The following is an 18,099-nucleotide window of genomic DNA, read 5'->3' as shown; positions in this document are numbered from 1 at the left end:
TGGCGGCAGCGGCGGCGCTGGGGGCCGCCACGGCGGGCATGTCCTTCTGCTTCTTCGCCGCGGTCGGGCGGATTCCGGTGGGTCAGGCGGTGTCCATCGAGTTTCTCGGCCCCCTCGCCATCGCCCTCTCCGGCTCGCGCCGGGCGCTCGACCTGGTTTGGGCGGGCTGCGCCGCGCTCGGCGTGTGGCTGCTAACGGCGGGGGAGGCGGCGCGCGCCGACCTGCCCGGCATCGGCTTCGCCTTCGCCTCCGGCCTGTTCTGGGCCGCCTATATTCTGCTGACCCGGCGGGTCGGGCGGGATTTCGCCCGGTCGCAGGGGCTCGCCCTCTCTATGGCGGTGGCGGCGGTGATCGGCCTGCCCGTCGGCATCCTGCCGCATTGGCGGGCGATCACCCCGCTCGCCGCCATCGGCATGGCGCTGATCGCGCTGCTCTCGCCCATTCTCGCCTTCGGGCTGGAGATGGCGGCGCTGCGCCGGATGGAGCCGCGCCAGTTCGGCATTTTCATGAGCCTGGAGCCGGTGGCGGCGGCGCTGATGGGCTATCTGATCCTCGGCCAGCATTTGCGGGGGATGCAGCTGGCCGGCATGGCCTGCGTGACGCTGGCGAGCTGCGGCACCGTTCTCACCCGGCCGCGCCCGCGAGGGGCGGGGAAAAAGATTACCAAAGTTCCATAATTTGACGGCGGGAGAAAAACGCGGCTAGCTCGGGCCATGAGGTTCCGGCTCCGTCTTGAATGGGCGCTGGTGACGCTGGGTCTGGGGGGATGCGCCGTGGGGCCGGATTATCATCATCCGCCGCCCCCGAATGTCTCGCTGACGCCGCTTCCCCTGCCCGCCGCCACCCGGCCAGCGGGCGGCGTGGCGCAGCGTTTCGTCACGGGCGGGGATATCGCCGGGGATTGGTGGACGCTCTACCGCTCGCCCGCGCTGAACGCGCTGATCAGCGGGGCGTTGCGCGACAACCCCAGCCTGGCCGCCGCCCAGGCGACGCTCTGGCAGGCCGAGGAAAACCTGCGCGCGGCGGCGGGCGGGTTTCTGCCCAGCCTGGCGCTCTCCGCCGGGGCGCAGCGGGACAAGCCCTCCGCCGCCGGGCTGGCCGCCTTTGGCGGTGGCGGCGCCGCCGATATTCCCGCCTATACGCTGTACAACGCCTCGCTCTCGGTCTCCTACGCGCCGGATGAGTTCGGCGGGCAGCGCCGGCAGATCGAGAGCCTGGCGGCGCAAAGCGAGTATCAGCGCTGGCAGCTGGAGGCCGCCTATCTCACCCTCACCGCCAACATCGTCACCGCGGCGGTGAACGAGGCCTCGCTGGCGGGGCAGATCGCGGCGACGGAGGCGGTCATCGCCGCCGAGGAGCGGTTGCTGGCGATCTTGACGCGGCAGGTGAGCCTGGGCGGGGCGGCGGCGGCGCAGGCGCTGCAGCAGCAGGCGGTGCTGGCCCAGCAGCAGGCGGCCCTGCCGCCCTTGCGCGCCCAGCTCGCCCGGGCGCGCGACCAGCTGGCCGCCTATGCCGGGCAATATCCGGGCGCCTTCCAGGACCAGGCGTTCAGCCTGGAGGATCTGGCCCTGCCCGCGGAGATTCCCGTGAGCCTGCCCTCCTCCATCGTGGCGCAGCGGCCGGATATCGCCGCGGCGGCGGCGCAGCTGCACGAGGCCTCGGCCAATCTCGGCGTGGCGGACGCCAACCTCCTGCCCCAGATCACCCTCTCCGCCCAGCTGGGGCATGAATCGCTGACCACCTCGACCTTGTTCACGCCGCAGACCTTGCTGTGGACTCTGGTGGCGGGCCTCACCCAGCCGCTGTTCGAGGGCGGCCAGCTCACCGCCCAGCGCCAGGCGGCGCTGGCGGCGTTGCGCGCGGCGGGGGCGCAGTACCAAGCCACCGTCATCGCCGCCTTCCAGAACGTCGCGGACGCGCTGGCCGTCTTGCAGGAGGACGCCGCCGCCCTGGAGGCCGCCGATCTCGCCCGCCAGGCGGCGGCGCGCAGCCTCGGCGTCACCGAGGCGCAATACCGGCTGGGCGGGCAATCCTTCACCGCCGTGCTGACGGCGGAGACGAGCTATGAGAACGCGGTGATGGCGGCGGTGCGGGCGCGGGCGGCGCGGCTCGCCGATACGGCGGCGCTCTACCAGGCGCTGGGGGGCGGCTGGTGGCACCGGCGGGATGTCGCCTCGGCATGTTGCGGAGTGATTCCATGAGCGGCAAGGGGGCGGGAACGGGGCGGCGCATGGCCGTGATGCTGGCGGCGCTGGGGGTGGCGGCGGCCCTGCTGATCGGATGGGGCGTGCTGCGCAGCCTCATCATCGGCCATATTCTCAAGGGCTTCGCCAACCAGGTGCAGAGCGTCGCCACCATCGAGGCGGCGACGAGCCTGTGGCAGCCCACCCTCTCATCCATCGGCACCATCACCGCCATCAACGGCGCGCCGCTTTCCGCCGAGATCGGCGGGATCGTCGATACGATCGGCTTCGAATCCGGCAAGGATGTGCGGGCGGGGCAGGTGCTGCTGACGCTGCGGCCCAATAACGACCCCGCCGTGCTCGCCCAGCTGGAGGCGGCGGCCCGGCTCGACGCCATCACCTATGCGCGCGACCAGAAGCAATTCGCCGCCGAGGCCGTCTCCCAGGCGGTGGTGGATACCGACCGCGCCAATCTCGATTCCGCCCTTGCCCAGGTGGCGGCGCAGCGGGCGCTGATGGCCGAGAAGGTGGTGCGCGCGCCCTTTGCCGGGCGGCTCGGCATCAGGCAGGTCAATCTCGGCCAGTATCTCCAGCCCGGCACGGCGATCGTGACGCTGGAGCAGCTCGACCCGCTTTTCGTGGATTTTTATCTGCCCCAGCAGGCCCTCGCCCTTCTGGCGCCGGGACAGGCCGTGGATCTGGGGGTCGACGCCTATCCCGGCGCGCTGTTTGCGGCGCGGATCAGCGCCATCGGCGCGACGGTGGACGCCGCCACCCGCTCCGTCGCGGTGCGGGCCACGCTCCCCAATCCCGGCCTGAGGCTGCGCCCGGGCATGTTCGCCGCCGTCTCGGTGGAGAGCGGCGCGCCGGTCCGGGCCGTCACCCTGCCGCAAGCCGCCATCGCCTACAGCTCTTATGGCGACACGGTTTATCTGGTGCGGCGGGGCAAGGATGCGGCGGGCCACGCGGCGCTGGTGGCGGAACAGGTCTTCGTGACGCTGGGGGCGACGCGCGGCGACCAGGTGCAGGTGCTGGCCGGGGTGCGGCCCGGCGATGAGGTGGTGACGGCCGGACAGGTGAAGCTGCATAACGGCGCGGCGGTGGTCATCAATAACGAGGTGCAGCCCGCCAACGACGCCAGCCCCAGCCCGCCGAACGAATGAGGCGGGGATGAAGCGCCTCACCGACCTGTTCATCGCCCGGCCGGTGCTCTCCCTCGCCGTCTCGGTGCTGATCCTGGTGCTGGGGCTGCGCGCGGTGTTCACCCTGCCGGTGCAGCAATTCCCGCAGACCGAGAACGCGGTCATCACCGTCAGCACCACCTATCCCGGCGCGGCTCCCGCCACCATCGCCGGTTTCGTCACCACGCCGCTGGAAAACGCCATCGCCCAGGTGAGCGGGATCGACTACATGACCTCCACCAGCCAGACCAGCCTCTCCACCATCACGGTCAACCTGGTGCTGAACCACAACCCGGACGCGGCGCTGAGCGAGATTTCCGCGCGGGTGAACTCGGTGCTCAACCAGCTGCCCTCCGGCACGCAGCAGCCGGTGATCACCCTGGCCGTGGGCCAGGAGGTGGACGCCATGTATATCGGCTTCCGCAGCACGGCGCTGAGGGCCAACCAGATCACCGACTACATCACCCGCGTCGTCCAGCCGCAATTGCAGGCGGTGGCGGGGGTGCAGACGGCCGAGATTCTCGGCGGGCAGAATTACGCGATGCGCATCTGGCTCGACCCGCGCAAGCTCGCCTCCTTCGGCCTCACCCCCACCGATGTGTGGAACGCCCTCGCGGCCAATGATTTCATCTCCGCCCTTGGCAACACCAAGGGGACGATGACGCAGGTGAGCCTGGACGCCACCACCGGCCTGCACAGCCCGGAGGAATTCCGCCAGCTCATCCTGCGCCAGCAGAACGGCGCGCTGATCCGCCTGCGGGACGTGGCGAGCGTGGAGCTGGGCGCCGACAGCTATGAGCAGCACGTGACCTTCAACAACAAGGCGGGGGTCTATATCGGCATCAAGGTGGCGCCGCAGGCCAATCTGCTCGCCGTCATCGGCGGCATCCGCCGGGTCATGCCGCAGATCGAGGCCAATCTGCCGACCGGGCTCGAAGGCCGTGTCGTCTATGATTCCACCGTGTTCGTGCACGCCTCCATCCGCGAGGTGGCGGCCTCGCTGGTGGAGGCGCTGCTGATCGTCACGCTGGTGGTGTTCGCCTTTCTCGGCTCGCCCCGCTCGGTGCTGATCCCGGTGGTGGCGATCCCGCTCTCGCTGATCGGCACGTTCGGGATGATGGCGGCGCTGGGCTTCTCCATCAACCTGCTCACCCTGCTGGCGCTGGTGCTGGCGATCGGCCTGGTGGTGGATGACGCGATCATCGTGGTGGAAAACGTCCACCGCCATCTCGATCTCGGCGAGCGCCCGGCGCGGGCGGCGCGCATGGCGGCGGCGGAGCTGGGCGGGCCGATCGTGGCGATGACGGTGGTGTTGATCGCGGTCTATGTGCCCATCGCCTTCCAAACCGGCCTCACCGGCGCGCTGTTCACCGAATTCGCCCTGACCCTGGCGGGGGCGGTGACGATCTCGGCGGTGGTGGCGCTGACCCTGACGCCGATGCTGAGCGCGCGGTTTCTCCGCCATATCGACCGCGCCCAGCCGAATTGGGAGGGCCGGCTGATCAACGCGATCGACGCGGGCTTCGCCCGGCTGCACCGCGCCTATACGAGGCTGTTGGAGGCGAGCCTGGAGACGCTGCCGGTCACGCTCGTCTTTGCCGCGCTGGTGCTGGCCAGCATTTATTTTCTCGTCCAGGGCGCCGCGGCAGAGCTGGCGCCGCAGGAGGATCAGGGCGTGGTGCTGCTCGCCAGCACCTCGGCGCCGGATGCCACCATCAGCCAGCGGGCAATGTGGGACACGCATCTCAACGCGGCGCTGCTCGCCTATCCGGATGTGAGCGACACCTTCCAGATCGACGTGCCGGGGACGAACATATTGGGGGCGGTGCTGAAGCCCTGGGGGACGCGGCGGCCCGCGCCGCGGTTGCAGACCCTGATGCAGCAGACCGCCAACGAGGTGGATGCGGGGCAGCAGGTCGTCGCCTTTCCCATCCCCGCCTTGCCCGGCGCGTCCGGCCTGCCGGTGCAGTTCGTTATCAAGAGCACTGGCGGCTTCGGCCAGCTCTACCCGGAATCCCAGGCCTTGCTGGCGGCGGCGCTGAAGAGCGGGAAATTCATCTTTCTGCAAAGCGACCTCAAGCTCGACCAGCCCCAGGCGACGGTGGTGGTGGACCGCGACAAGGCCGCGGCGCTGGGGCTGAGCATGAGCGATGTGGGCGCGGCGCTGAGCCAGGCGCTGGGCGGCGGCTATGTCAATTATTTCGATCTGGATGGCCGGTCTTATAAGGTGATCCCCCAGACCGAGCGGCGGGCGCGGCTGAATGTCGCCGATCTCGAAAATTATTACGTGCTCTCCGCCAATGGCATCAATGTGCCGCTCGCCGCCATCGCCACCATCCGGCAGAGCGTGATCCCCGAGACGCTCAACCACTTCCAGCAGCAGAATTCCGCCACCATCCAGGGCGTGGCGGCGCCCGGCGTGGCGGAGGCGGACGCGCTCGCCACGCTGCGCGGCCTGGCCGGGCGGACCCTGCGGCCCGAGGACAGCCTAGATTATGGCGGGCCGATGCGCCAGTTCGTCCAGACCAGCAGCGCCTTCATCTTCACCTTCGTCTTCGCGGTGATCATCATTTTCCTGGCGCTCGCCGCCCTGTTCAATTCCTTCCGCGACCCCTTCATCATCCTCGTCTCGGTGCCGATGTCCATCGCCGGGGCGATGGTGTTCATCTATGTCGGCTTCTACGGGCTGAGCCTCAACATCTACACCGAGGTCGGGCTGGTGACGCTGATGGGCCTGGTCTCCAAGCATGGCATCCTGATGACCGAGGTGGCGAACGAGGCGCGCCAGCGCGGCATGGGCAAGCGCGCCGCGATCGAATACGCCGCCAATATCCGTTTGCGCCCGATTTTGATGACGACGGCGGCGATGGTGGTGGGGGTGTTGCCGCTGATCTTCGCGAGCGGGGCGGGGGCGGCCTCGCGCTATGCCATGGGGATGGTGATCGCGGGGGGGCTTGCCATCGGCACGCTGTTCACCATTTTCGTTGTGCCGGCGGTTTATCTGGTGTTGAGTGGCGAACACGCTCCGGGCGAAGCAAAAGGCGATAATGAAGCTTAAATAGTTTAGGTTTGTATAAAAATTTCTTATGATGCGTGAAATTTTGTGCTATTTTTACCAGGCATGAAGAAACGTCAGGCGGCAGGGGGGTTTGCGGAGGCGGCGATGCTGGACGCGTTGTCGCCCGAGATCCGCCCCGCCCCGCAATCCCTGGGGGTTGAGGGGCACCGGGGCCGGCTGCGGGCGCGGTTTCTCACCGCCGGACCGGAGGCGCTCGCCGACCATGAGCTGATCGAGATGACCCTGTTTCTCGCCCTGCCCCGGCGTGACACCAAGCCCATCGCCCGGGCGCTGCTCGCGAAATTCGGCTCCTATGCCAACGCCATCTCCGCCCCGGTGCCGGAGTTGCTGGGGGTGGAGGGGCTGGGCCAGGCGGGCGTGGCGGCGCTGAAGCTGGTGCAGGCGGCGGCCCAGCGCCTCGCCAAGGCGGAGGTGCTCTACCGCCCCGTGCTCAGCAATTGGGAGCGCCTGATGGAATATCTCCAGGCGGTGCTGGCGCGGGAGAAGGTCGAGCAATTCCGCGTTCTCTATCTCGACAACCGCAACCGCCTGCTCGCCGATAGCCCCCAGGCCACCGGCACGGTGAATCACACGCCCGTCTACCCGCGCGAGGTGGTGAAGCGGGCGCTCGAATTGGGCTCGACCGCCATCATCCTCGTCCATAACCACCCCAGCGGGGACCCCTCCCCCTCCGAGGAGGACATCGTGATGACCCGCGAGATCAAGCGCGCCGCCAGCGCTCTTTCCGTGGTGCTGCATGACCACGTGGTGGTGGGGAATGGCCGCTGGGTGAGCTTCCGCAAGGCGGGGCTGTTATGAGGACCAGCCGGTGAGCACCGCCATGCGCAGCCGCGCGGCCAGCCGCCCCTCCCGGCGGGGCATGCGCGCCAGGGCGGCGGCGAAGAGGGCGCGCGGGGGGATGACCCGGCTGCGCCCGGCCAGAGCGTTGGTCTCGCCCGCGTCCCGCAGCTCATGCAGCAAGGCGAGCGGGCTGGCGTACAGAAACTCCAGCTCCTCGATATCCGCGACCGGCAGGGCGAAGCCGGCGCGCTGGAGCAGCGCCGCGCAATCCCGCAATTCCGGAAAGGGCGAGACGCGCGGGCTGACCTTGCCGGTCAGCTCCTCCTCGGCCTCCAGCAAGGCGAGGCGCAGCTCGTGCAGCGTGCCCAGCGCCGGCAGGCTGGCGAGCAGCAGCCCCTCCGGCTTCATCGCCCGGCGGAGCTGGATGAGCGCGCCCGGCAGATCATCCAGCCCATGCAGCGAGAACGGAGCGATGACGAGATCATACCGCCCCGCTTCCAGCCCGAAATCGTCCGGGCCGGGGAGAATGAGGGGCCTCCCGCCCGCCCCCGCCGCCAAGGCGGGAGAGAAATCGGCGCTATCCACGAGCAGGCCGCGCCGGATGAGCGCCGGGGCGACCGCGCCCCGCCCGCCGAAATCGAGCGCGCGGGTGAAGCGGCGGCTGGTGTAGGCCAGCCGGCCGAGCAGCCGCTCCGTGAGATCCGCCAGCACCGGGGCGATCGTGGCCAACCGCGCCGCCGCCCGCTCCCGGTGTTTCACCATCGCATTGAAATCGAAGATCGGCTGAACCATGAAACCCCTGTTCCGCTGGATTTTGGATAGCGTGCTGCCGCCCTCTTGTCTCGCCTGCTCGGAGACGGTGGAGGCGGAGGGGCAATTCTGCGCCAAATGTTTCAGCAAGGCCGAGTTCATCACCGCGCCGCTTTGCGAGCGCTGCGGCGTGCCGTTCCCCTTCGCGCTGGAGGGCGGCGTTTGCGCGTGCTGCGCCGCCTCGCCCCGGCCTATGACCGGGCCCGCGCGGCGCTGCGCTATGACGACACGGCCCGTCGCATGATCCTGCCCTTGAAATATGGCGACCAGAGCGAGGCGGCCCAGGGGCTGGCCCGGCTGATGCGCCGCCCCGGCGAGGCCATGCTGCAAGCCGCGGATCTGCTGGTGCCGGTGCCGCTGCACCCCGCGCGGCTGCGGCGGCGGCGCTACAACCAGGCGGCGCAGCTCGCCATCGGCCTCGCCCGGCTCACCGGGCGGCCCCTGGCGCTGGATGCGCTCACCCGCGCGCGGCCCACCCGGGAATTGGAGGGGCTGGGAATGGCCGAGCGCCAGGCCGAGCTCGCGGGCGCGATCCATGCCCATCCCGCCGCCCGGCTCGCCGGCAAGCGGGTGCTGCTGGTGGATGACGTGATGACCATCGGCGCGACGGCGCATCAATGCGCCCTGGCGCTGCGGGACGCCGGGGCGGTGGCGGTGGAGGTGCTCACCGTTGCGCGCGTGGCTGACCCGCGCCTGCAATAGGCCGGATTTATGCGGGGCTTTGGCCGCCTTGCTTTTGATGGCGTCTTGGGTATTGGACAGGAATGGCGGATATTGAAGTTTATACCCAACCCTATTGCCCCTATTGCGCACGGGCTCTCGCGCTGCTGCGCGAGAAGGGGGCGAATTTCAAGGAAATCAGCGCTCCGCAGGGCTCCCCCGCCCGGGCGGAGGCGATAGAGCGTTCGGGCGGCCGCACCACCGTGCCGCAGATCTTCATCGGCGGGCGGCATATCGGCGGCAGCGACGATTTGCTGACGCTGGAACGCGCGGGCAAGCTGGACGCGCTGCTGGCGGGGCCATGATCCATTATCAGCTGCGCTGCGCCGCCGGGCATGAATTCGACGGCTGGTTCCAGAACAGCGAGGGGTTCGAGACCCAGGCGCGGACCGGGCTGGTGACCTGCCCGGCCTGCGGCGGCACCCAGGTGGCGCGCGCGCTGATGGCGCCCGCCATCCCCCGCAAGGGCGGGCGGCGCGCCTCCCCCCCGCCTGCCGCGGAGACGCCCGAAACCCCGCCGCCGCGCACGGCGGTGCCGGCCCTGGCCCAGGCGGCGGGCGGGGCGATGCCCGACGCCGTGCGGACGGCGCTGCGCGCCTTGCGCGAAGAGGTGGAGAAGAATTGCGACTATGTCGGCGCGGATTTCGCCGAGGAGGCGCGGCGCATCCATTATGGCGAGGCGCCGGCCCGCGGCATTTACGGCGAAAGCTCCCCGGAGGAGGCCGAGGGCCTGGCCGAGGACGGCATCGCCTTCGCCCGCATCCCCTGGGTGCCGCGCAACGATAGCTGACCCCTTGCGCGAGGTCGTTTTCTCCGCCGATGATTTCGGATTGACGGAAGCGGTCAACGAGGCGGTGGAGCAGGCGCACCGGCGCGGGCGGCTGAGCCAGGCCAGCCTGATGGTGGCCGCCCCGGCGGCGGCGGATGCGGTGCGCCGGGCGCGGGATCTGCCGGGGTTGAAGGTGGGGCTGCATCTGGTGCTGGTGGAGGGGGATTCGGCGCTGGGCCATGCCCGCCTGTCCCATATCACCGGGCCGGATGGCCGGTTTTCCGGCAGCCAGGCCCGGCTGGGCGCGCGGTATTTTTTCTCCCCCGCCGCGCGGCGGGAATTGCGGGCCGAGATCGAGGCGCAATTCGCCGCCTTCGCCGCCACCGGCCTCGCATTGCACCATGCCGACGCGCATAAGCATTTTCTCCTGCACCCGACCATCGCCCGGATGATGATCGAGACCGGCCGCCGTTACGGGCTGAGGCGGCTGCGCGTGCCCGCCGAGCCGCCGGGGGTGATGGCGGCGCTGGGGGCGCGGGTGGGCTGGGGCGACCGCGCGCTTTATGCCTGGACGCGGCTGTTGCGCTGGCAGGCGCGGGGGCTGGAGGTGCCGGACCAGGTGTTCGGCCTCAAATGGTCCGGCCGGATGACCCGCGCGCGCATCGAGCGGATACTCGCCAATCTGCCCGAGGGCCGCACCGAGATCTACACCCACCCCGCCACCAGGCGGGACGCCACGCTCACCCGGCTGATGCCGGATTACGACCACGTGGGGGAATTCGAGGCGCTGCTGGACTGATCATGCGAGAAGGGTGGGCGTGGCGGCGCGCTCCTCCGCCGCGTCCAAAGCGGCCTCGGCGGCGTTGCGCATGAGCAGGCGCAGCAGGCCGCTCGGCGGGCGCGGGCGCAGCCAGAGGGGCCTTGCCTTCTCACCGCCCAGCTCCTTCACCAGCTGGTCGACATCGGCGAAGCCATCGATGAGGCCGAGCGCGCGGGCGCGCTCGCCCAGCATGTAGCCGCCATCGAAAATCTGGGCTTCATCCGCGCTCAGCCGGGCGCCGCGGCGGGCGCGGACCCAGCCCTTGAACATCTCATGCACCTCGTCGAGCAGGGCTTGGGTGAAGGCCTCGTCCTCCGGGCGGCGCGGGGCGAAGATGTCGTTGCGGCGCTTGTGCTCGCCCGCCGTCAGCACCCGGCGCTCGACGCCGTGGCGGCGGATGAAATCGGCGAAGCCGAACCCCTCCGAGACGACGCCGATGGAGCCGACGATGGACAGGCGCGAGGCGAAGACGCGGTCCGCCGCGCAGGCAAGCCAGTATCCGCCGGAGGCGCCGAGATCGCCGATCACCGCCGATACCTCGACTTTGTTTGTCTCGGCTTGGCGGCGGATCATCTGGCCGATGAGGTCGGACTGGGTGGCCGAGCCGCCCGGGCTGTCTATGGCGAGGATGAGATGGCCGCGCTTGCGCGCCAAGGCGAAGCCGCGCTCCAGCGCCGGGGCGCATCCATCCAGATTGAGCAGGCCGGGCCGCGCGGCGATGATGCCGCGCAGCTGGATGACGGGGATTTTGGGCCGGGTGAAGGGCAGCCTCATTCCGCCGCCGGGGTGAGGCGGGCGGCCTGGCGCTCCGCCTCGGCCATGTAATCCCGCGTGAGGGGCAGGGCGTGCTGGTCGCGCACCAGCTGGATCTGGAAATTCATGTGATCGGCGAGACGGAAGGCCAGCTCCGAGCCGGAGAGATAGAACTCGAACATCCGGCAGAAGCGCTCGTCATAGATGGTGGCGATGGTGTCGCGGTTGGCGGCGAAGCGGCGGCGCCAATGGGACAGCGTCTTGGCGTAATGCAGGCGCAGGATTTCGATGTCCGTGGTCTTGAGCCCGGCTTTTTCCACCGGCCCCAGCACCTCCGAGAGGGCGGGGGAATAGCCGCCGGGAAAGATGTATTTGGCGATCCAGGGGTTGGTGGCGCCCGGCCCGTCGAACCGGCCGATGGAATGGATCAGCGCCACCCCGTCCGGTTTGAGGCAGGTCTTCACGGTTTTGAAGAAGGTGAGGTAGTTGGGCGCGCCGACATGCTCGAACATGCCGACCGAGACGATGCGGTCGAAGGGCCGGCGCATGGCCCGGTAATCCATCAGCTCGAAGCTCACCCGCTCCGCCAGGCCTTCCTCCGCGGCGCGGGCGCGGGCGGCGGCGAGCTGCTCCGCCGAAAGGGTGATGCCGGTGACGCGCGCGCCGAATTCCCGCGCCAGGGTGAGGGCCATGCCGCCCCAGCCGCAGCCAATGTCCAGCACCTCCAGATCCGGGCGGTCCAGCTTGAGCTTGGCGGCGATGTGGCGCTTCTTGGCGAGCTGCGCCGCCTCCAGCGTCATGTCGTCCGAGGTGAAATAGGCGCAGCTATACTGGCGGTCGCGGTCGAGAAAGAGGGAATAGAGCCGCCCGTTGAGGTCGTAATGATGGGCGACGTTGCGCCGGGCGCGCAGGGCGTTATTGGCCTGGAGAATGGGGCGTAGCGCCAGGCGGGCCTTCTCCGCCACGGTGAGGATGGGCAGGCGGACATGGTTCTGATTGTCCATCAGCACGGAGAGCACGTCGTGAATGGTGCCATCCAGCGGTTCCAGCGTGCCGTCCATATAGGCCTCGCCCAGCGCCAAGGCGGGGTTGAGGGCGAGACGCTTGAGCGTCCGCTCGTCCTTGATGGCGATGCCGGCGCGGAAGCCGGGGGCGCCGCCATATTCGGAGCGCGAGCCATCCGGCCAGATGACGGTGAAGGCGCCGCGCCGCACCAGCCGGGTCAGGGAGTAGTCCAGAATCTTTCGGTACAGCCCCATGGCGCCAGCCTCCTCATTCCAAAGCTTATGGAAATTGGCAATTAATAATCCGGAAGACAATCCGGGCAAGAAAAAACCCCCGCGAAAATCGCGGGGGTGTTTCACGCTGGCCGCCGGGCGCTCACGCCGCCGGGCTTTCCTCCTCCTGGCCGAAGAGGGGCCCCAGCTCTGGCCGTTCGTCTTCCTCACGGCCGATGCTCTCGCCGCGAGCCTGCTTCTCCGCCTCTTCCGGCGAGCGGGCGGTGTTGACCCTCACCTCGATGATGACTTCCGGATGCAGCGCGACGCGGACGGTGGAGATGCCGAGCGTCTTGATCGGGTGGACGAGCAGCACCTGGCCGCGATCGATGTTGAGCCCGGCCGCCGAGGCCGCCTCCGCGATATCGTGGCTGGAGACGGAACCATAGAGCGCGCCGGATTCCGAGGCCTGGCGGATCAGCGTCACCGTCAGCCCGGCGACGCGTTCGGCCACGCGCTCGGCCTCCTCGCGGCGCTTGAGGTTCTGGGCCTCGAGCTGGGCGCGCTCACGCTCGAACCGCTCCTTATTCGCCTGGGTGGCGCGCACCGCCTTGCCCTGCGGCAGCAAAAAATTGCGGGCGTAGCCGGGTTTCACCGACACCAGATCGCCCATCTGCCCCAGCTTCTCGACCCGCTGGAGCAGGATCAGATCGACATTCGCCATGATCCGCCCTCCTCAGTTAAGCACATAGGGGAGCAGCGCCAGGAAGCGGGCGCGCTTGATCGCCCGCGCCAGCTCGCGCTGCTTCTTGCCGGAGACGGCGGTGATGCGCGACGGCACGATCTTGCCGCGCTCCGAGAGGAAGCGCGAGAGCAGCCGCACATCCTTATAATCGATCGCCGGGGCGCCGGGACCGGAGAAGGGGCAGGATTTCTTGCGGCGGAAGAAGGGGCGGCGGGCACCCACGGCGGGGCGGCGCAGGCCGGGCGCGGTTTCGCTGGTTTCGGACATCAGGCGTCCTCCTCGACACTGAATTCGTCACGGTCGGCGCGGTATTCGTCCCGCGCGCGGAATTCCTCACGCTCATCGAAGCCGCGCTTACGACCGCTCTCGAAGCGGCCGGCCGGCTTGGGGCCACGGAAATTGCGGTCCCGCTCATCGGATTTGCGGGAGAGGATGGCGGAGGGCTCCTCGGAGATCTCCTCGACGCGCACGGTGAGGAAGCGCAGCACGTCCTCGTGCAGGCTGAGCTGGCGCTCCATCTCCTGCATGGCGGCGGCGGGCGCGTCCAGGCCGAGCAGCATGTAATGGCCCTTGCGGTTCTTCTTGATGCGGTAGGCGAGCGGGCGCAGGCCCCAATATTCGCGCTTCTTCAGCGCGCCGCCATCGGTCTCGATGACCTGGATCGCGGCGTCGGCCACGGCGTCGGCCTGGGCCTGGGTGATCTCGCTGCGCGCGATCACCACGGTTTCATAAAGCGGCATATGCGTCTCCCTCTGGCTGGATCAGCTCCGGTCCTGGTCTGGACCACCCGGGATTGGGGCGAGCATAGCCGGGCGCGATGCCACGCACCCGGCAGGGAAGGCGGCCCTTTGGCACGCGGCGGCGGGAAATTCAAGGGGGTTGCTGGAATTCGAGCCGCGCCTCCATCACATCCGGCTCCTCCCGCATGCGCGAGACCGAGAAGCCGAGGCGGCGGATGAAGGCGAGCATCGGCGCGTTATCGGCGAGGATCTGGCCGATGATCTCGCGGACGCCCTGGGCGCGGCCCCAGGCGATGATGTTGCGCATCAGCACCGTGGCCAGACCGAATTTCTTGAAGGCCGGCTCGACCGCGACGGCGAATTCGGCGGTGGCGCCATCCGTGTCGTTGCGGACGAGCCGCGCCACGCCCACCGTCTCGCCCGTGGCCTCGTGCACGGCGATCAGCGCCATCTCGCGGGTGTAGTCGATATCGGTGAGGCGGACGATCTGCTCGGCGGGCAGCTGGCGCATGGGGGAGAAGAAGCGGAAGCGCATATCCTCCGGGGTGAAGCGGGACAGCATGGCGGCGTGGGCGTCGGCATCCTCCGGGCGGACCGGGCGGATGAGGAAATTCTGCCCGCGCGCGGTGTAATGACGGGTCAGCTCGCTGGGGTAGGGGGCGATGATGAGAGGCGGCCGCGCCTGACCCTCCGGGCGTAGCCAGAGCCGGGCGCTGGCCGCGACGACGCCATGGGCGAGGGCGAAGAGCGGGTCCACCTCCAGGGCGAGGATTTCCGGCGTGTCGATGATGAGTTGCGAGACCCGCACCAGAGTGGCGGCGATGGCCTCCTCATCCGCGCCCTCCAGCCCGCGATGGGCGGCGAGGCGCTGGGCGACGCTGGAGCGGCGGATGAGGGCGCGGGCGAGGGCGAGGTTGAGCGGCGGCACCCCGGCGGCGGCGGGCGGGCGGTTCTCCGGGTCGCCCCCGCCCTCGCCGAACTGGATGACCGGCCCCAGCACCGGGTCGTCCGCCACGCCGATGCGCAGCATGGTGCCGTGCGGCACCTGGGGCTGGACGACGAAGCCGGCCTTGGATGGGTCCGCCCCCGCCACCAGCGCCAGCCGGGCCAGGATGGCGCGGGCGGCGCCGGCGACGGAGGCGGCGTCCGGCAGGTTGAGCTCGACCGAGCCGGTGAGGTGGTGGGTGGGCACGTCCGGATGGGAGAGCTTGACCACCGCCGGAAAGCCGAGCTCGGCGGCGGCGGCGGCGGCATCCTCCGGGGTGGTGACGTGGCGGCTTTCCAGCACCGGGATATGGTAGGCGCTGATGACGGCCAGCGCCTCGTCCTGGACCAGCTGGACGCGGCCCTCGGCGCGGGCGGCCTGGATGCGGCCGATGACGCTGGCCTGGTTGGGCTGCTCGTTCAGCACGGCGGAGGCCGGCAGCTCGCGCGCCTGGGCGCGGTTGCGGCGGTTTTCCAGCAAATGCCGGAAGCCGGCGATGGCGGCCTCCGGACTGTCGAAACAGGCGAGCCGCGCCTGGCTGAGGGCATGGCGGTGCTCGAGCCCTGTCGCCTCGCCCAGCACGGCGATGAGCAGGGGGATTTTCACGGCGCGGGCGCAGGCGGTGAGGGCGGCGATGGCGGCGTGGTCATCCCCGCCCGAGGGGGCATGGATGACGAGGATGCCGCCCACCTCCGGCGCGGCGGAGAGCAGCGCCGCCACATCCGCGAGCGCGGTGGGGCTGCGCCGGCCCGCGAAGATCGGCCCGGCGGGCTCGGGCGGGGCGCCGGGCCCAAGGCTGAGCACCTGCGCGGTCTCGGGGGCCAGGGTGGTGAGGCGCAGCCCCGCGCGCAGCGCCTCGTCCGCCGCCAGCCTTCCCAGCGCGGCGGAGTTGCTGATGATCGCCAGGGTCTCGTTGCGGGCGGGGCGGACGCGGGTGAGGGTTTCCGCCGCGGCGAGAAACTCGGTGATGGAGCCGGTGAGCAGGACGCCGACACGGGCGAGCGCGGCCGCCATCGCCGCATGGCCATTGCCGGAGGGATCGCGCTGGCGCAGGCCGGGGGCGATGGCCACCACCGGGCGCAGCCGCGCCGCCATGCGCGCGGCGGAGAAGAAGGCGGGCGGGCTGCGCAGCCGGCCGATCTCGACCATGATCGCCGCGGTGTTGGGGTCGCGCCCCAGATGGTCGAGCACCAGCCCGTAGCCGATGGTGCCGCCATTGCCGCCAATGCCGATGAGATGGCTGAAGCCGACGCCGTTGGGCACCGCCCAGTCGCTGACGGCGCGGGCGATGGCGGCGGATTGCCCGACCAGCGCCACCCGCCCGCGCGGCGGGGTGAGGGTGAAGGGGCTGGCGTTGAGGCCGAGCCCCGGCAGCACCATGCCGAAACTATGCGGCCCCAGCGCGCGGATGCCCGCCGCCAGCGCCATCTCCCGCAGCCCGCCCGCCGGCATGGGGGAGAGCACCATCGCCGCCCGCGCCCCGCGCGCCGCGTGCGCGGCCAGCGCCGCCGGAATCTCCGGCTCGTCATCCGCGACCAGGGCGAGATCGGCGTTTTCCACCGGGGCGTCCTCGGCGGCGCCGATGGACCCCGTGAAGCCGCCGCCGCGCAGATTGGCGAGCACGCGCCGCCCCAGCTCCGTGCGGCTGCCGCTCAGGCAGACCGAGCCGGGATGAAAGACGCGCTCGGGGTCGAATTTCCGCTTTGCCGCCGTGGTGGTCATGCCGCCCGCTCCTGCTTATCCCCATTATACACCTGATTCAGGCGCCCCCGCCACGCCCGCCACCCTGGCGGGGGCGGCCCGGGGTGGGGTAAGAGGCGGGGATGGATACGCTCGACCTCGTTCCGCCCGGCTTGGGCCCCCGCCTGCCGCCCAGCAACATCCAGGCCGAGCAGGCATTGCTGGGCGCGCTGCTCGCCAATAACAAGGCCTATGAGCGGGTCTCCGATTTTCTGCTGCCCGAGCATTTCGCCGATCCCGGGCATGGGCGGATCTACCAGGCCATCGCCCGGCGCTGCGAGCAGAACCAGGTGGCGGACCCGGTGACATTGCGCGCCGAGCTGGAGCATGCCGGGGTGCTGGCCGAGCTGGGAGGCGCCGCCTATCTGGCCCAGCTGCTCGCCGCCATGGTCGGCATCATCAATGCCGGGGATTACGGGCGGCTGATCCACGACGCCTGGCTGCGCCGCCAGCTGATCGATCTGGGCGAGGTGATGGTCAACGACGCCCATGGCGGCGAGCCGGAGCTGGATGGGGGCGCCCAGATCGAGAAGGCGGAGCAGGCGCTGTTCAACCTCGCCACCAAAGGCGGGGCCGAGGGCAAGGGCATCTCTTTCCACGACGCGCTGATCCAGGCCATCGACCTCGCGGAAAAGGCATTCCGCAACCAGGGCGCGGTCTCCGGCCTCGATACCGGGCTGCGCGATCTCAACAAGCGCACCGGCGGGCTGCATAAATCCGACCTCGTCATCCTCGCCGGGCGGCCCGGCATGGGCAAGACGGCGCTCGCCACCAAGATCGCCTTCGGCGCGGCGCGGGCGATGCTGGCCAATGCCCGCGCCGAGACGCCCAACGCGATGGCGAGGGAATGCGTTGCCATCTTCTCGCTGGAGATGAGCGCCGACCAGCTCGCCACCCGCCTGCTGGCCGAGGAGGCGCGCGTCTCCGGCGACAAGATCCGCCGGGGCGAGATCTCGGCCAAAGATTTCGACCATTTCGTCCGCGTCAGCCGCGAGATCGCCGATATCCCGCTGGTGATCGACGACACGCCCGCCATCACCCTCTCCGCCCTGCGCACGCGCTGCCGCCGCTTGCAGCGCACCCAGGGGCTGGGGCTGGTGATCGTGGATTATCTCCAGCTGATGCGCCCGGCGCTGGGCACCCGCCCGGAGAGCCGCGTGCTGGAGATCAGCCAGATCACCCAGGGGCTGAAGGCGCTCGCCAAGGAGCTGGCCGTGCCGGTGCTCGCCCTCTCCCAGCTTTCCCGCTCGGTGGAATCGCGCGAGGACAAGCGCCCCCAGCTCGCCGATCTGCGCGAATCCGGCTCGATCGAGCAGGATGCGGACATGGTGATGTTTGTCTATCGCGACGAGTATTACCTCGCCCAGCGCGAGCCGAAGATCACCGGCTTCGAGCGCGACGACAAATTCCAGGAGGCGCATGAGAAATGGCAGGCGGATATGCAGGCCGTGTACCAGAAGGCGGAGCTGATCATCGCCAAGCAGCGCCACGGGCCGACGGGCAAGATCGACCTGTTCTTCGAGGGCGAGTTCACCCGCTTCGCGGATCTGGACACCATCCATGACCATTGACGCGCC

The 18,099-nt window shown here is 69.8% G+C and carries 18 protein-coding genes; 11 read left to right on the top strand and 7 right to left on the bottom strand.

Translation table 11 applies throughout. The features are described from left to right. The 5 genes from M7H45_RS03100 to radC all read left to right on the top strand — a co-directional run. Positions 1-677, top strand: a 677-nt coding sequence (locus tag M7H45_RS03100; RefSeq protein ID WP_298214609.1) for a DMT family transporter, incomplete at its 5' end; no start/stop codon positions are given. Positions 678-713: 36 nt separating this feature from the next. Further along, complete coding sequence (locus tag M7H45_RS03095) at positions 714-2,201, top strand: efflux transporter outer membrane subunit (protein ID WP_298214607.1); 1,488 nt, start codon at positions 714-716, stop codon at positions 2,199-2,201. Further along, a complete protein-coding gene (locus tag M7H45_RS03090; protein ID WP_298214606.1) occupies positions 2,198-3,346 on the top strand; it encodes an efflux RND transporter periplasmic adaptor subunit in 1,149 nt (382 codons plus the stop codon). Before M7H45_RS03095 ends, M7H45_RS03090 begins: the two co-directional genes overlap by 4 nt. A 7-nt stretch (positions 3,347-3,353) precedes the next feature. Then, positions 3,354-6,422 (top strand): efflux RND transporter permease subunit, encoded by a 3,069-nt coding sequence (locus M7H45_RS03085; protein ID WP_298214604.1) that lies wholly within the window; start codon positions 3,354-3,356, stop codon positions 6,420-6,422. A gap of 105 nt (positions 6,423-6,527) precedes the next feature. After that, the gene (gene radC, locus M7H45_RS03080) at positions 6,528-7,241 is read left to right on the top strand and encodes a DNA repair protein RadC (protein WP_298214602.1); all 714 of its coding nucleotides are present in this window, start codon (positions 6,528-6,530) and stop codon (positions 7,239-7,241) included. Here radC and M7H45_RS03075 read toward each other — a convergent pair. Continuing rightward, a complete protein-coding gene (locus tag M7H45_RS03075) occupies positions 7,236-8,015 on the bottom strand; it encodes a methyltransferase domain-containing protein (protein ID WP_298214600.1) in 780 nt (259 codons plus the stop codon). The genes radC and M7H45_RS03075 overlap by 6 nt on opposite strands. Between M7H45_RS03075 and M7H45_RS03070 the strand changes: the two genes are divergently transcribed. The 5 genes from M7H45_RS03070 to hpnK all read left to right on the top strand — a co-directional run bounded on the left by M7H45_RS03070 (position 8,014) and on the right by hpnK (position 10,321). Further along, positions 8,014-8,277 (top strand): double zinc ribbon domain-containing protein, encoded by a 264-nt coding sequence (locus M7H45_RS03070; RefSeq protein ID WP_298214598.1) that lies wholly within the window; start codon positions 8,014-8,016, stop codon positions 8,275-8,277. The genes M7H45_RS03075 and M7H45_RS03070 overlap by 2 nt on opposite strands. Beyond that, entirely contained in the window at positions 8,196-8,735 is a 540-nt protein-coding gene (locus M7H45_RS03065) for a ComF family protein (RefSeq protein WP_298214596.1), read from the top strand. Before M7H45_RS03070 ends, M7H45_RS03065 begins: the two co-directional genes overlap by 82 nt. 62 nt (positions 8,736-8,797) lie before the next feature. After that, entirely contained in the window at positions 8,798-9,058 is a 261-nt protein-coding gene (gene grxC / locus M7H45_RS03060) for a glutaredoxin 3 (protein WP_298214593.1), read from the top strand. Continuing rightward, positions 9,055-9,543, top strand: a complete 489-nt coding sequence (locus M7H45_RS03055; RefSeq protein WP_298214591.1) for a DUF1178 family protein — start codon at positions 9,055-9,057, stop codon at positions 9,541-9,543. The genes grxC and M7H45_RS03055 overlap by 4 nt, the downstream gene beginning before the upstream one ends. Positions 9,544-9,547: 4 nt before the next feature. After that, positions 9,548-10,321, top strand: a complete 774-nt coding sequence (gene hpnK, locus M7H45_RS03050) for a hopanoid biosynthesis-associated protein HpnK (RefSeq protein WP_298214589.1) — start codon at positions 9,548-9,550, stop codon at positions 10,319-10,321. Here the strand turns inward: hpnK and M7H45_RS03045 are convergent, their stop codons facing one another. The 6 genes from M7H45_RS03045 to M7H45_RS03020 all read right to left on the bottom strand — a co-directional run bounded on the left by M7H45_RS03045 (position 10,322) and on the right by M7H45_RS03020 (position 16,504). After that, a complete protein-coding gene (locus M7H45_RS03045) occupies positions 10,322-11,116 on the bottom strand; it encodes a S49 family peptidase (protein WP_298214587.1) in 795 nt (264 codons plus the stop codon). Beyond that, positions 11,113-12,354: a cyclopropane-fatty-acyl-phospholipid synthase family protein gene (locus tag M7H45_RS03040; protein ID WP_298214585.1), complete on the bottom strand. Its 1,242-nt coding sequence runs from the start codon at positions 12,352-12,354 to the stop codon at positions 11,113-11,115. The genes M7H45_RS03045 and M7H45_RS03040 overlap by 4 nt, the downstream gene beginning before the upstream one ends. Positions 12,355-12,475: 121 nt before the next feature. Beyond that, entirely contained in the window at positions 12,476-13,036 is a 561-nt protein-coding gene (gene rplI, locus M7H45_RS03035; RefSeq protein ID WP_298214583.1) for a 50S ribosomal protein L9, read from the bottom strand. 12 nt (positions 13,037-13,048) lie between these two features. Further along, entirely contained in the window at positions 13,049-13,324 is a 276-nt protein-coding gene (rpsR, locus tag M7H45_RS03030; RefSeq protein ID WP_298214581.1) for a 30S ribosomal protein S18, read from the bottom strand. Next, positions 13,324-13,797 (bottom strand): 30S ribosomal protein S6, encoded by a 474-nt coding sequence (gene rpsF / locus M7H45_RS03025; RefSeq protein ID WP_298214579.1) that lies wholly within the window; start codon positions 13,795-13,797, stop codon positions 13,324-13,326. The genes rpsR and rpsF overlap by 1 nt, the downstream gene beginning before the upstream one ends. A 130-nt stretch (positions 13,798-13,927) precedes the next feature. Next, positions 13,928-16,504, bottom strand: coding sequence for a GNAT family N-acetyltransferase (locus M7H45_RS03020; RefSeq protein WP_298214577.1), 2,577 nt, complete (start codon positions 16,502-16,504; stop codon positions 13,928-13,930). Between the two features lie 101 nt (positions 16,505-16,605). Here M7H45_RS03020 and M7H45_RS03015 point away from each other — a divergent pair, with 101 nt between their 5' ends. After that, positions 16,606-18,093 carry a replicative DNA helicase gene (locus M7H45_RS03015; protein WP_298214575.1) on the top strand — a complete coding sequence of 496 codons (1,488 nt, stop codon included), beginning with the start codon at positions 16,606-16,608 and terminating at the stop codon, positions 18,091-18,093. Positions 18,094-18,099: the final 6 nt, after the last annotated feature.

This window comes from Acidocella sp., from assembly GCF_027352905.1.
GTDB lineage: Bacteria > Pseudomonadota > Alphaproteobacteria > Acetobacterales > Acetobacteraceae > Acidocella.
The sequence above is the reverse complement of the archived record's forward strand: the minus strand, read 5'-3'. Positions and strand labels throughout refer to the sequence as shown.

Excerpts from the sequence above, each read along its gene's own strand:
- rpsR (WP_298214581.1), bottom strand. The coding sequence starts at position 13,324 with ATGTCCGAAACCAGCGAAACCGCGCCCGGCCTGCGCCGCCCCGCCGTG.
- M7H45_RS03055 (WP_298214591.1), top strand. The coding sequence starts at position 9,055 with ATGATCCATTATCAGCTGCGCTGCGCCGCCGGGCATGAATTCGACGGC.
- M7H45_RS03075 (WP_298214600.1), bottom strand. The coding sequence starts at position 8,015 with ATGGTTCAGCCGATCTTCGATTTCAATGCGATGGTGAAACACCGGGAG.
- M7H45_RS03020 (WP_298214577.1), bottom strand. The coding sequence starts at position 16,504 with ATGACCACCACGGCGGCAAAGCGGAAATTCGACCCCGAGCGCGTCTTT.
- M7H45_RS03070 (WP_298214598.1), top strand. The coding sequence starts at position 8,014 with ATGAAACCCCTGTTCCGCTGGATTTTGGATAGCGTGCTGCCGCCCTCT.
- M7H45_RS03045 (WP_298214587.1), bottom strand. The coding sequence starts at position 11,116 with ATGAGGCTGCCCTTCACCCGGCCCAAAATCCCCGTCATCCAGCTGCGC.
- M7H45_RS03040 (WP_298214585.1), bottom strand. The coding sequence starts at position 12,354 with ATGGGGCTGTACCGAAAGATTCTGGACTACTCCCTGACCCGGCTGGTG.
- radC (WP_298214602.1), top strand. The coding sequence starts at position 6,528 with ATGCTGGACGCGTTGTCGCCCGAGATCCGCCCCGCCCCGCAATCCCTG.
- grxC (WP_298214593.1), top strand. The coding sequence starts at position 8,798 with ATGGCGGATATTGAAGTTTATACCCAACCCTATTGCCCCTATTGCGCA.
- M7H45_RS03015 (WP_298214575.1), top strand. The coding sequence starts at position 16,606 with ATGGATACGCTCGACCTCGTTCCGCCCGGCTTGGGCCCCCGCCTGCCG.
- rpsF (WP_298214579.1), bottom strand. The coding sequence starts at position 13,797 with ATGCCGCTTTATGAAACCGTGGTGATCGCGCGCAGCGAGATCACCCAG.
- M7H45_RS03095 (WP_298214607.1), top strand. The coding sequence starts at position 714 with ATGAGGTTCCGGCTCCGTCTTGAATGGGCGCTGGTGACGCTGGGTCTG.
- M7H45_RS03090 (WP_298214606.1), top strand. The coding sequence starts at position 2,198 with ATGAGCGGCAAGGGGGCGGGAACGGGGCGGCGCATGGCCGTGATGCTG.
- rplI (WP_298214583.1), bottom strand. The coding sequence starts at position 13,036 with ATGGCGAATGTCGATCTGATCCTGCTCCAGCGGGTCGAGAAGCTGGGG.
- M7H45_RS03085 (WP_298214604.1), top strand. The coding sequence starts at position 3,354 with ATGAAGCGCCTCACCGACCTGTTCATCGCCCGGCCGGTGCTCTCCCTC.